This is a genomic window from Pseudomonas sp. MWU12-3088, from assembly GCF_023242405.1.
GTDB classification, from domain to species: domain Bacteria; phylum Pseudomonadota; class Gammaproteobacteria; order Pseudomonadales; family Pseudomonadaceae; genus Aquipseudomonas; species Aquipseudomonas kribbensis.
The window spans coordinates 371,334-383,364 of sequence record NZ_JALJEA010000003.1; the positions used below are offsets into that span (position 1 = coordinate 371,334).

General features: G+C 59.3%; 12 protein-coding genes. 3 read left to right on the forward strand and 9 right to left on the reverse strand.

The annotated features are described in order from the left end of the window. Positions 1-35: 35 nt before the first annotated feature. The 7 genes from M5B98_RS10380 to M5B98_RS10410 all read right to left on the reverse strand — a co-directional run bounded on the left by M5B98_RS10380 (position 36) and on the right by M5B98_RS10410 (position 7,617). A complete protein-coding gene (locus M5B98_RS10380; RefSeq protein WP_248742647.1) occupies positions 36-1,289 on the reverse strand; it encodes a hypothetical protein in 1,254 nt (417 codons plus the stop codon). 45 nt (positions 1,290-1,334) lie between these two features. Then, positions 1,335-1,838 carry a CS1 type fimbrial major subunit gene (locus tag M5B98_RS10385; RefSeq protein ID WP_248742648.1) on the reverse strand — a complete coding sequence of 168 codons (504 nt, stop codon included), beginning with the start codon at positions 1,836-1,838 and terminating at the stop codon, positions 1,335-1,337. Between the two features lie 114 nt (positions 1,839-1,952). Further along, entirely contained in the window at positions 1,953-2,468 is a 516-nt protein-coding gene (locus M5B98_RS10390; protein WP_248742649.1) for a CS1 type fimbrial major subunit, read from the reverse strand. Between the two features lie 11 nt (positions 2,469-2,479). Beyond that, entirely contained in the window at positions 2,480-3,223 is a 744-nt protein-coding gene (locus tag M5B98_RS10395; RefSeq protein ID WP_248742650.1) for a molecular chaperone, read from the reverse strand. A 42-nt stretch (positions 3,224-3,265) separates the two neighbouring features. Next, entirely contained in the window at positions 3,266-4,495 is a 1,230-nt protein-coding gene (locus tag M5B98_RS10400) for a hypothetical protein (protein WP_248742651.1), read from the reverse strand. Positions 4,496-4,499: 4 nt separating this feature from the next. Next, positions 4,500-7,022 carry a TcfC E-set like domain-containing protein gene (locus M5B98_RS10405; RefSeq protein WP_248742652.1) on the reverse strand — a complete coding sequence of 841 codons (2,523 nt, stop codon included), beginning with the start codon at positions 7,020-7,022 and terminating at the stop codon, positions 4,500-4,502. Between the two features lie 103 nt (positions 7,023-7,125). Then, positions 7,126-7,617, reverse strand: a complete 492-nt coding sequence (locus M5B98_RS10410) for a CS1 type fimbrial major subunit (protein ID WP_248742653.1) — start codon at positions 7,615-7,617, stop codon at positions 7,126-7,128. Between the two features lie 494 nt (positions 7,618-8,111). Between M5B98_RS10410 and M5B98_RS10415 the strand changes: the two genes are divergently transcribed. Further along, positions 8,112-8,687 carry a PadR family transcriptional regulator gene (locus tag M5B98_RS10415; protein WP_248742654.1) on the forward strand — a complete coding sequence of 192 codons (576 nt, stop codon included), beginning with the start codon at positions 8,112-8,114 and terminating at the stop codon, positions 8,685-8,687. Beyond that, on the forward strand, positions 8,684-9,469 hold the full coding sequence (locus M5B98_RS10420) for a siderophore-interacting protein (protein ID WP_248742655.1): 786 nt from the start codon (positions 8,684-8,686) through the stop codon (positions 9,467-9,469). Before M5B98_RS10415 ends, M5B98_RS10420 begins: the two co-directional genes overlap by 4 nt. Positions 9,470-9,487: 18 nt before the next feature. On the opposite strand, the gene M5B98_RS10425 is transcribed toward M5B98_RS10420, so the two are convergent. Further along, positions 9,488-10,126 (reverse strand): Pr6Pr family membrane protein, encoded by a 639-nt coding sequence (locus M5B98_RS10425; protein WP_248742656.1) that lies wholly within the window; start codon positions 10,124-10,126, stop codon positions 9,488-9,490. A 1-nt stretch (position 10,127) separates the two neighbouring features. Then, positions 10,128-10,358 carry a VF530 family DNA-binding protein gene (locus M5B98_RS10430; protein WP_007956650.1) on the reverse strand — a complete coding sequence of 77 codons (231 nt, stop codon included), beginning with the start codon at positions 10,356-10,358 and terminating at the stop codon, positions 10,128-10,130. Between the two features lie 300 nt (positions 10,359-10,658). On the opposite strand from M5B98_RS10430, the gene M5B98_RS10435 reads away from it, so the two are divergent. Next, entirely contained in the window at positions 10,659-12,020 is a 1,362-nt protein-coding gene (locus M5B98_RS10435) for a carbohydrate porin (RefSeq protein ID WP_248742657.1), read from the forward strand. Positions 12,021-12,031: the final 11 nt, after the last annotated feature.

Consider the following 12,031-nt stretch of genomic DNA (forward strand, 5'->3'; position numbering starts at 1 on the left):
GGGAGGCAGCCATCCGGCTGCCTTCGGACGCGACCCTAGACCTCCGAATCCCAGATCACCGTGACATTGCCGGCATAGCGTTTGGCCTGACCGGGCTGCAGCATTTGCTCGACGTAGTCCCTGGGGATTTCGAAATGCAGCGTGCCCGGTGCCCGGTCCAGAAACCGCCCCGGCTGAAAGCCCGGGGCGTTCGGGCTGGCACTCAGCGGCCGGCGGCGTACTGGCTGTCCGGCGTTGTCGGTGATGCTGTCGGGCAGACTGATGCTGACGAACACCTGCGCCTGCGTGGCACTGCCTTCCGAATCCCGTAACCCGCAGGACTGCGCACCGCCGTGCTGACACTCCAGGAACATCTTGAATCGCGACGAGGAAGAAATATTGAAGGTCTGGTCGCGAAACAACCGCGCCGGTTTTCGCCCCTGTTGCAACCAGGCCAGCCAGCCGCCCTCGGGTACCAGCACCACTTTGTTGCCGCCGGGGGGAATATCGACTTTCAGGACATGCTGGACATCCAGCACGAATCTGAAGGTCACGTCCGAGCCGTCCGGCAACAGATTGTCACCGGAGTCGATGTCCATGCCCGGCCCGACACCGTAGGCCAACTGACCGGTGTACAGGCCGGCGGACATCTTCAACGGGTCCGGCATGCGCAATTCGTAGCCCACGTCCAGATAGCCATAGGACATCCAGGGAATCATGAACGCGGCCCGTTTGGCGCAGATGCCTTCGGCCGGCGTTTTCCAGAAGAATCGGAAAAAATCCGGCCCGTGAGACGGCATCGCCCCGGGCCGGCAAGGCAGTGGCGCAACGCCCCAACTGGTGCCCCACAGTTTGTAGTGCGCCTGCTGGTCGTCGGTTTCGCCGGTCAGGTTGGCGGCCGTGTCGCTCAGTACGTACTGGGAACCGAACCCGCCGATGCGCATGTCCACCGTCGCGGTCTCGCCGGTGAAGACATTGGTGACCATCAGGCTGCGCCACTGCGCCGGCATGTTGAACATCGCGCCGTTGCGCTCGGATGAGCCCGGCTCCAGTGCCTGTACCGAAGCAAACCGCAGCGGCAGGCGAACGCCCGACAGCGGCTTGCAATCATTGGGATAGGTAGCGCAGTAGCCGCTCTGCGGTGTCTGGTTGATGAATGCATTGGCCTGCGGATCGGCAGGATCCGGAACGTAGACCGCGCGGATTTCCTGAGTCACTGCGTGTGCGGTCGAGCAGATCAGCCAGCCATAGAGGGCGGCCGGCCACTTTGTCTTGCGTGATGTGTTGGATGTTCGCAACCCTGAAACCATTACCAGCTCCTTGCTCAGCAATCGGTCTTGTTGTTGGTTCAACGATCAACCCGTCGGGGCTGCCACATTGAAAATGATGTTGACGGTGCCGTAGTAGTCGCCCGGCGTATAACCGTCGGGATGGACCCGGGGCTCGATCTCCAGGCGCACCCTCTTGCCCGCGACGGCCTCTTCGCGGGACACCACCTGGATCGGCACCGGATGATGGCTCAGCTCCGTGCCGTTGAAGGTGACACGCAGGCTGATGTCATCCCGCGAATCCTGGCCGCTGGAGAGAATTGGGAAACCTTCGAGACGGGCTTCGATGGCACTGCTGTCGGTCCGCACATCGAAGTTCTTGCGCAAGCCGCCGAGGGTCGAAGTGGCAATGTCCCAGGGCAGTGTCTGCTGATGATGTATCCAGTCCGGTTCGCTCGGTATCACATAAAATTCCAGGACCGGAATATCCACCGAGACTTCAAAGATGTGTTTCTCCTGCGCCGCGAATACGGCTCCGGACATCGACGTCGAAACGCCCACGGACACGGCAATGACCGCTTGTTTGATCATGTCACTTCCCTTTGCGTCGATAAGAAAGCCGCCTCCCTGACGGCTTCTCTGACTGGCGATGACCGTGATCTTTTCCTTGTCCGTAACCGGATGACGATCGCCGGCCGTCGCCGTTTATTCTCCAGGAGCTCTGGCGTTGAACAACAACATTACGGTGCCCGCATACTCCCCTGCCTTGAAACCGCCTGCTGGTTTTATCGGGTCGATCTCCAGCGGCACCCGTTTGCCTTGCGCGGCTTCCTCCTTCGACAGCACCTGACGGAAAACCGGATCGGCACTCAGCTCCACGCCGTTAAAACGCACCCGCAATGCAATGCTGTCCCTACCGCTCCATAGAGAGGGCTCGGCGTCCAGGCGCGCCTCTATTGCGCTGGTGTCATGGCGTACGTCGAAACTCTTGCGCAGCCCGATCAGCGTCGATTGAGGATAATCCCAGACCAGCGGCTGCGTTACATGGATCCAGTCCGACTCGGTCGGAATGATATAGAACGGTCTGCTCGGAACAGAAAAGAACAGCTCGAATCGCTCGTGATGGTTGGCTGCCCAAGCCCATGCGCTGGTCAATCCGGTGATTACCGCCAATAGGGCAGCAGCACATAGCTTATTCATATTGGTTACCTGAAAAGTCATGGAGCCTGCAGTCAGCGGCTCACCACCTTGAGATCCTGCTTGTGCTCGCCTTCGATCAGTTTGAAGCGATACTCCCGACCCTTTTCTTTGTCGAAGCCAAACGTGCGGCCGGCCATGACGTGATGTTTGACAGTTGCGCCACAGTCGGCTTCGTCGGCCAGCGAGCAGCTCTTGAACTCGTCGACCACCAGCACCGTATTGCCATTGTTGCGCACCTCGTAGTGGCTGGCGGTTTCGTTTATCACCGTATCGAAACGCACATCTTTGGGCCGCACGAAGAACACCGTGCCGAACCCGGTCATCACATTGATCCCGGCCGACAGAGTCTTTTTGTAGTCGGCGCGCTCTTCGCTGGAAACCGCGAAGTCGTCTTCCTTTTCCGGGACTACCGGCACGAAGCGCACCCGGAAATAGCGTTCGCGATCACGCTCCCCCATGTACAACAAACGAGTACCCTGCATACCCTGGGCCGGAATAATCAGCCGCGCCGGGCTGGCCATCAGGCCGTTTCGCGATGCTCCGTCAGCTGCGAACTCCACCGGAACCTCCTTGGATACACCTTCGCTGTCGTAGACGATTTCCAGCACGTTGACTTTGACGAAAGCGGTGCTGTCACCGCTGTTGAACACTCGCTTGAGATAAGTGCTTTTGCTGCCATCCAGATAGTCGTATACCGTGCCGACATTGATCTGCGGTCCGGCACTGACCGCTCCGCAAAACACACCCATCGCGCACAGCAATAACAGACGCTTCATCGTCTTTAACCTCAATAAAAAAAGAAATGGCCGGGCGAGCATTCAGATTTCCGAATCCCAGGAAACAAGGACGCCGCCGTGGAAGGTGTCACTCATGCCTGGCTGAAGCAGGAAATACAGATCATTTCTGTCCAATTCAAAATGAAGCATCCCCTGTCCACGATCGACGTATTGCCTGGTCAGAAAGGGAGACCACACACTGTGAAACAACGGCACCCGGTTAACGTTGCCGCCGCTGTAACCATCCACGATACCGGCAGGCAAGGTGAGTCTTGGGTAAAAGGTGAGGTGTTTGTTCGTCGACGGACTTCTCATTAAACAACCATTGTTTATCGGCCCACCTGCCGCTTCGCTGCAATACATCTGCATTTTGAAACGCGTCGATGCGGAGATATAAAAGGGTTGATCGCGGTAGACCCTCGTCGGTTTCTGGCCGCTGTCGAGCCAGCGTTGCCAGCCGCCTTCGGGCTCCAGCGTGATTTTATTTCCACCCGGAGGCAACTCGACCCGCAGGGTATGTTGCACGTCCAGTACGAAGTCCAGAGTCAGGTTGTTGTCGTCCGGATACATCTGCATACCGAGGTCAAAGTCGCCACCAGGTCCAAGGGTGTAGGTAAGCGAGCCGGTATACAGCCCGGTCGACATACCCAGAGGGTTAGGCGTGCGCAACTCGTAGGCAAAATCGATTGTCCTGAAAACCATTCCTGGAATGATGTACGCCGCTACCTTGGTACAGGCAGCCTCGACTGGCGTTTTCCAGAAAAACCGATAGGTCGAAGGTGAGTAGGAACCCACGCCGCTGTACTGACAGGGTGACGGCGCGTAAACCCAACTGCTGCTGGTCCAGAGTTTTTGATGACCTTCGAGAATGTCCGATACCCCGACCAGATTGGCCGCTGTGTCGCTCAGCTCGAAATCGGAGCCGATGCCGGTGATCCGCACTTCGACGGTTTCGGTTTCCTGGGTCTTCGGGTTGGTGACCGTCAGTTGTCTCCAGTTGGCCGGCACTTTCAATGAAAGCGGGAAGCCAGCCGACATGAAACGGCTGGAAGAGAATCGAACCGGTAATTCGATACTGAACATTTGGTTGTCAGCGCATTGATCGGGCCATAGGGCGCAATAGCCACTGTTTGGCGTTTTGTTGATGAATACATTCTTGTTCGGTTTCATCGGATCGGGCTGGAACAGCGCCCGGATTTCCTGATTGACCGCCTCGGCCGATGGCAGGCTCAGCGCTGCCAGCAGGCCCAGCCAGTACGGAGATCTTTTCATGGTCTCAACCCGCCTTCTGTTCAGTGGACGTGAGATCGGCCAGGGTGTCCGGCGTGCAACGCAGGTCGCCGATCATCAACACGTTGTTTTCGCTGCGGTGCTCCTTCTCGTTGAGGCGGAACTGGCACAACAGGCTGTTATCGCGGCGCACTTCGAGGGTCGGCGAGCCGGCATTCATTTCCATCGAGAAGAACCCGTCGACTTCGGTAACCCCGCGACTGGCGTGGTTGATCACGTGATGCCCCCGAAGCGGCCGGCCCTGTGCATCCACCAGACGGCCGAGCACGGTGAGGGTTTTCATCACCCGGATCTGCCGGTAATCCACGCCGCCCTTGTTCAGGTGATAGCGGGTCCGGGCCGGGGCGATGGTCGCGGCGGGCACATGGTTGCCCTCGAAGTCGAAGCTCACGGAGCTGTTCTGGTACGCGGTCAGCGGAATGAAATTGCGCCCCGGTTTCAACGCCGCACCGCCGCCACTGAGGTCATCGGCCCGCAGGACGATCCCGTCGATGTCCGACTCCACGTCGACGATCATGCCGGCGCCGCGCATCTCGTATTCGCTGGTCATCAGCATTTTCTGCCCGCCCACCACCAGCGTGCTGTCGAGGTTCAGGCCGCCGGTGAACTTGTTGTTGTAGGACGAACGCTGAACGAAACCGTCGCCATTGACCGTGTCGGTGCGGAAATTGGCCAGGCTCGACAGGCCCATGCCGTAGGTATCGCTCAGCGCGGTGACCGAGACGTTTTGCAGCACATGATCCTTGAAGTCCTTGCGCCAGCCGAGCGAGGCATTGTTGTCGCGCCCGCCATCGCGATCAGTGCGAGAGCCGATGCTGCCGGTCAGTTGCTGACCCGGTGCGCCAGTGGCCAGGTTCAGGCTCAGGTCGACGCCCCGGCTGCGATCATTGCCGCTGCTGAAACTGCCCGGCCGGTCGAACAGCGACAGGCGCCAGTTGGCATCGTTGCCGAACAGCACCGAGCGGCGGTTCCAGCCCAGATCCACACCGACGCCTTCGACGTTGCCTTCGCTGTGAGAAACCCGGGCGTTGAGGGAATTGCGCTGATCGACCCGATGGTTGATCGCCAGCGACGAGTTGCTGGTCTGGCCGACGAACACGTTGCGCTGTCGCACGCGCGTACCGTCAGGCAGGGTGTCGTAGAGGTTGGTGGTGTCCAGCCAGCTTCGGTTATGGCTGAGGATCAGGCTGCCGGCGCCGTAGTTGTAGAGGCTTTGCAGATCCAGGCCTGTACCGTAATCGCGGGTCTGATAGACGTTGGCATACAGGCTCAGGTGATTGGCCAGGGTCCAGTCAATGGACGTGCCATATTGCAGTTTTTCCCGGATCTGTCTTGCCGACAGCCCGAGAATCACCCGAGGATGCGCCAGGTAGTTGATCGACGCTCCGGCCGTAGGACTGCCGCTGGCCTGTTGGTCCCAGTTGCTGAGCAGTTTGCTTTCTTCACCGGCGAACAGGTTGTAGCGCCAGCGCTCATCGAGGTTGCGCCAGTTGTTCGGTTTGTAGACCAGCTCCTGGGTGGTGGAGGTGATCTGACCGTCTTCGATCAGCCGCACTTCCACTTCATAGATACCACCGGGCAACGGCCGGGTATCCAGGGTCTGCAACCCGGCGGGCACCGACTGGGTATTGATCAGCAGGCCGTCGCGATAGATTTCCACTGAACCCTGACGGTTGGCCGTGACATAAATCGGGTAAACACTGGGCATCGCATTGTTGATGGCCAGACTGTCGGAGCTGCCGTACATCACACCGACCGCCGTGTCGGGGCTGGTGCCGAATGTACGCGGCTGACGGGTCAGGCCTTCGGAATTGGGGGTGAAATAGCCCAGGCGAAAGAAGCTGCCTTGCAGCTCGCGCTGGGTGTAAAGCTCGTGCACGGCGTGGTACAGCTTGTCGTCGGGACCGCCCATGCGCGCCAGTTGCATGTTGAATGTCTGGCTCCAGTTGCCCAGGCTGCCGCTGGCCTCCAGACCATAGCGCCCGCCCAGGTCCTGATCCTGGCCGCCATTGAGATTGAGCTGGTTGCGCACCATCAGACCGCTGCTGCCTTCCAGAGGCTGATCGTGAAAACGCTTGGCTTCCAGATCGCGCTCGGCATGGCGGGTGAGGATCGAGACCAGGGAATTTTCCAGGTTGTAGTGCACCGCGAGCACATCATCCGGACAGGATCCGGAGCAATCGCCCAGCGGCACACCAGGCTTGAGGAAAGCAGCCCACTTTTCTCGCTCGGCAGGGGTGTAGCGGTTCTCGCTGGTATCGGTGAATTCGAGCAGGGTGATGCGATCATCGCGCGACAGCACCACCAGTGCCTCGCCCAGAGGTTGTTGATCAAGCTCGACTCGCACCGCCAGAGGCACATCGAAGAAATGCTCCTCGAAATCCGCCGGCAAACCTTTGGCCTGCGCCAGCAGGCTGCGAGGTGTCGTACCCGCAGGAGCAGGGGCCGCCATTGCGCCAGCACAAAACAGCAGCGCAAGCGCCACCGCGATGGGTGTCATCGGGAACATGAACTCTTACTCTGATTTCGAACAAGTTGAAGTCCGGCGGGACAATCGGGGAGTGGTTGTCCCGCCGGGAAACGCTACTTGGCAGTCAGCAACGATTGACCGATCAAGGCGTGATGACCGGAGGCACTGCGTCGAAAGTCATCGCGACAGTACCGGTGTAATCACCCGGATTGAACGTGGTGCCCTGGGCGCTGATTTTCAGCGGCGCGCGGTAGTTCACATCGGACTCGGATTCCCCCACGACCATTTGCGGGGTCTGGGTCAGTACCTTGTTGTTGAACAGCACTTCCAGTGGAATGGTTTCATTTCCGTAGATCAGTTGCGGAACACTTTCCAGGCTGGCATGAACCGAACCGTTATTGTTGCGCACATCGAAGAAACCGTTGATTTCACGCATCTTGCCGGTACTTGGCTGAAAGCTCATGTCCTGGTCCTTGTTGACCAGGTCCGCATCGGTCGGCACCACGTAGAAGCCGTTGGTCGGCACGTGAGCGATGAGGCTGATGGAGTGACGCGCTTCGCCGGCGGCGAAGGTTACGGAAGAGCTCAGGGCCAGGGCGGCGAGGGAAGCGGTGATTGCGATTTTCTTGAACATCGGTCAGTACCTGTTTTCTTTTTTAAGGAATCGAAACGTTGAAGTTCATGTCACACCGGCCGATAAGACCTGAAACATGGAAGTTCAACGCCGGGGCATGATCGACTCTTGAATCGAGAATGTAAGCAGGCAACTTCCCACGAACGCGTAGTTCAACAACCTCGCAACTTGAAAGAAAAAACATCGAAAATTCAATCTATAAAACAGTGACTGTAAGGAACGCCCTACCTACAGTTTAAAATAAAAAACAATACAGCAGTTTCACCAATATATATCGGCACTTTCTTCTGTTTTAGAATATAAGCTCGATTACCAATAGAGTGATAGCTTTAACTTTATGGTCATTGTTGTCTGGATGAACAAGTAACCCCTGTTCGTCCGGTAGCGTGCCCTGCTCAGCCATTGACCGCTCGTCAGCTCTCAGGACAAAAGGCCTTGCCTCGCCGCAAAGATATATCTTAAGTTGTATCTAAACACGACGAGAGAAGACTGAAATGAGAGACCATCATTCCCCCCACCGCGACCATGGTGACAGCCGTGACGGCTTCGAAAAACGCCACGGGCGTGAACGCGGCGGACGCGGCCCACGGGTCTTTGCCCCGGGCGATCTGAAATTGCTGCTGCTGGCATTGATCGCCGAGCAGCCGTGCCACGGCTATGACCTGATCCGCCAGATCGAAACCATGTTCGACGGCGCCTACAGCCCCAGCCCCGGCGTGATCTATCCGACCCTGACGTTCCTCGAAGAGAGCGAAATGATCACCGGCGACACCGAGGGCGGAAAAAAACGCTACGAAGTAACCGATGCCGGTCGTCAATCGCTGAGCGAACAGGCCGTGGCCCTCGACGGCGTGCGCATGCGCATCGACGTCAGCAAGCGCTCCTTGCGCGGCCACGACCGGCCGCCGGAAATCCATGAAGCGGTGCACAACCTGCGCCACGCTTTGCAGATGCACCACGGACGCTGGAGCCCGGAAGAAATCCTTCGGGTGCGCGACCTGCTCAACGACACCGCTAAAGCCATCGTCGACGGCCCCGCCGTTCAACCTGCCCCGGAGAAAGCCGAATGACTGAAGTCCAGACCCAAGGCATCCACCGTGTGATGCATGAAATCAAACGCCGCCGGCTCGAAGTTCTGCGCGTGGTCGACCTGACCCCGCGCATGCGCCGCATCACCCTCGGCGGGCCGGAACTGGCCGGGTTCATCAGCCTGGGCACTGACGACCACGTCAAACTGCTGTTCCCGCAGAACGCCGAGCAGGCTGCCGCGCTGGAGACTCTTGTACTCGGCGCCGGCAAGAGCGACGTACCGATGCCCGAGATGCGCGACTACACCCCGCGTCGCTACGATCTCGACAAACTTGAACTGGACATCGACTTCGTCCTGCACGGCGACGGCCCTGCCTCGACCTGGGCCGAACAGGCAACGGCTGGGCAGTTCCTGCACATCGGCGGCCCGCGCGGTTCGATGATCGTGCCGGACATCTTCGACAGCTACCTGCTGATCGGCGACGAAACCGCCCTGCCCGCCATCGCCCGTCGCCTCGAAGGCCTGGCAGCCAATCGAAAGGCGCTGGTGGTGGTCGAAGTGGAAAATGGCAAGGAACAGCAAGCGCTGGAAAGTGCGGCGCAGGTCAACGTGATCTGGGTGTTGCGCGGCGCCAACAAGGACAGCCTGCTGACCACCGTCAAGCAGTTGCAGGTGCCCAAAGGCAACCTGTACGCGTGGGTCGCGACGGAAACGAAAGTCTCGCGGCAGATCCGCCGGGTGCTGCTCGATGAGCATGGGCTGGACGAGCAGTTCGTCAAAGCCGTCGGTTACTGGCGTGCCGAGGGTTCCGAAGAAGAGTGAATACGAGCGGCGGCGCTGCTAGAGGCGCCGCCCCTTCCAGCGATCAATGCCGATCACCAGCAACGCCATCAGCACAAACCCCGCCAGAATTCCCCCGGCATTGACGAACACCTGTGGATAACCCAGCAGCGCCACGTCGATGAACGGATAGGCGTAAGCCCCCAGCAAGTGTCCGCGCAGCAGCGCATAAGCGAAGTACACCAGCGGATAGATCAGCCACAGCGGCAGGTGCTTCAGACGCAGGGTGCCCTTCGGCACGCACAACCACCAATAGGCCAGGAACAGCAGCGGCATCACGTCATGGAGCAATTCGTCAGCGATAAACTGCCAGCCCTGCGGATGCCACAGATGTCGCAGCAGAATGCTATAGGCCAGGCCCACCACGGCAATGCTGACGGCAATCCCACTGCTGACCCAGGGTTGCAGAAACCAGCGCCGTGCAGCCGATTCGCGATCCGTCACCGCGCAGGTCAGCACCACCGCCACCAGGGTGTTGGTGATCACGGTGAAGTAACTGAAGAAACTCACCAGCCCGCCCAGCAGGCTGGCACCGACACTCAGGCGGGCAAAGAAAATCAGGTACAGCTGAATCCCCAGCCCGGCCCAACCCAGCACCGCCGCCGAAGTGATCAGGCGTCGCCGCAGCACGGCGTTCATCTCAAAGCGGACGCTTGGTGCGCATGAGTTTCACGTACAGGCGTTCGACCTTTTCCCGCGCCCATGGCGTCTTGCGCAAAAAGGTCAGGCTCGACTTGATGGTCGGATCGCTCTTGAAGCAACGGATGTCGATGCGCTCGGCCAGGCCCGACCATTCGTAATGGGTCACCAGTGCATTGAGGATCTGTTCGAGAGTCACGCCGTGCAGCGGATCGGGGTTGTGGTCGTTCATGCCGGGCCTTTGGGCGAAGTGAAAATGCAGAAGCCGCGCACCTTAGCCGAGGGGCTGTGCCGGTGGAAGGCCTTCCTTCAAATGTAGGTGAACCGTGCAAGATCGCAGGCTCCGTCGACACCGGCAATGTGATCGATTGCCGCACTGTTACCGAATCCGAAAGGGTTCATGTCTGCAAAAGCACTTTGTGTTTTTGTAACAGGACATTATCCTGCCGCCCTTCTGCTGAATCGCTTCACTGCCTGCGTCAAATCGTAGCGGTCAGCCCGTCCCCCAAAAAAGATCAAGAAAGACCATTTCATGCCCGATTTTCCGTTCTCCCGAGACAGCGCTATCTCAACCCTGCGCCTGATCGGCGGCTGCACCGCCCTTGGCCTCGCTACCTGCTCCCAGGCCGCTCCGGCCTTCGACAGTGAATCACCGTACATGCTCGGTGACTGGAACGGCACCCGCAGCGAACTCTCGGCGAAGGGCATCGACTTCAAGCTCGACTACACCGGCGAAATGGGCAGCAACCTGCACGGCGGATACGACCACGACCGCACCGCACGCTACAGCGATCAATGGGGCCTCGGCACTCATCTGGACCTGCAAAAACTGCTGGGCTGGAACGATGCCGAATTCCAGTTGACCGTAACCAAACGCAGCGGCAACAACATCAGCAACGACCGCATCAACGACCCGCGCGTTGGCGGCTTCACTTCCGCCCAGGAAGTCTGGGGCCGTGGCCAGACCACCCGCCTGACACAAATGTGGTACCAGCAAAAATTCTTCGACCAGAAGCTCGACATCAAGGTCGGCCGCTTCGGTGAAGGCGAAGACTTCAACAGCTTCCCGTGCGACTTCCAGAACCTGGCGTTCTGCGGCTCGCAGGTGGGCAACTGGGTCGGCGGCATCTGGTACAACTGGCCGGTCAGCCAATGGGCGCTGCGCGTCAAATATCACCTGACGCCAGAGCTGTACGCGCAGGTCGGCGCTTATGAGCAGAACCCGTCGAACCTCGATCGCGGTAACGGCTTCAAACTCAGCGGCAGCGGCACCCAGGGCGCGATCCTGCCGATCGAACTGGTGTGGACACCGAAGCTCAACGGCCTGCCGGGCGAATACCGCGCCGGTTACTACTACAGCAACGCCAAGGCCACCGACGCCTATAAAGACAGCAACGGTCAGCCGGCTGCCTTGAGCGGCGAAGCCTATCGCAGCGCTTCGAGCAAACACGGCGTGTGGCTCGGCGTGCAGCAGCAGATCACCAGCGTCGCCAGCGACAACTCCCGTGGCCTGAGCGTGTTCGCCAACGGCACGATGCACGACAAGAAGACCAACGCCGTCGACAACTACGTCCAGGCCGGTCTGGTCTACAAAGGCCTGTTCGACGCCCGCGCCAAGGACGACATCGGTTTCGCCCTGGCCCGCGTCCACGTCAACCCGGCCTACCGCAAGAACGCCGAGGCGACCAACCAGGCCCGCGCGGTCTACGACTACGACGATCCGTCCTACCTGCCGCCGCAAGACACCGAATACAGCGCCGAACTCTATTACGGCGTGCACGTCACCAATTGGCTGACGGTGCGTCCGAACCTGCAATACATCCGCCATCCGGGCGGTGTGGACAAGGTCGATGACGCGCTGATCGGCGGGATCAAGATCCAGTCGTCGTTCTGATTTCAATTTTG

Excerpts from the sequence above, each read along its gene's own strand:
- M5B98_RS10435 (WP_248742657.1), top strand. The coding sequence starts at position 10,659 with ATGCCCGATTTTCCGTTCTCCCGAGACAGCGCTATCTCAACCCTGCGC.
- M5B98_RS10380 (WP_248742647.1), bottom strand. The coding sequence starts at position 1,289 with ATGGTTTCAGGGTTGCGAACATCCAACACATCACGCAAGACAAAGTGG.
- M5B98_RS10420 (WP_248742655.1), top strand. The coding sequence starts at position 8,684 with ATGACTGAAGTCCAGACCCAAGGCATCCACCGTGTGATGCATGAAATC.
- M5B98_RS10410 (WP_248742653.1), bottom strand. The coding sequence starts at position 7,617 with ATGTTCAAGAAAATCGCAATCACCGCTTCCCTCGCCGCCCTGGCCCTG.
- M5B98_RS10385 (WP_248742648.1), bottom strand. The coding sequence starts at position 1,838 with ATGATCAAACAAGCGGTCATTGCCGTGTCCGTGGGCGTTTCGACGTCG.
- M5B98_RS10425 (WP_248742656.1), bottom strand. The coding sequence starts at position 10,126 with ATGAACGCCGTGCTGCGGCGACGCCTGATCACTTCGGCGGCGGTGCTG.
- M5B98_RS10390 (WP_248742649.1), bottom strand. The coding sequence starts at position 2,468 with ATGACTTTTCAGGTAACCAATATGAATAAGCTATGTGCTGCTGCCCTA.
- M5B98_RS10405 (WP_248742652.1), bottom strand. The coding sequence starts at position 7,022 with ATGTTCCCGATGACACCCATCGCGGTGGCGCTTGCGCTGCTGTTTTGT.
- M5B98_RS10415 (WP_248742654.1), top strand. The coding sequence starts at position 8,112 with ATGAGAGACCATCATTCCCCCCACCGCGACCATGGTGACAGCCGTGAC.
- M5B98_RS10430 (WP_007956650.1), bottom strand. The coding sequence starts at position 10,358 with ATGAACGACCACAACCCCGATCCGCTGCACGGCGTGACTCTCGAACAG.
- M5B98_RS10395 (WP_248742650.1), bottom strand. The coding sequence starts at position 3,223 with ATGAAGCGTCTGTTATTGCTGTGCGCGATGGGTGTGTTTTGCGGAGCG.
- M5B98_RS10400 (WP_248742651.1), bottom strand. The coding sequence starts at position 4,495 with ATGAAAAGATCTCCGTACTGGCTGGGCCTGCTGGCAGCGCTGAGCCTG.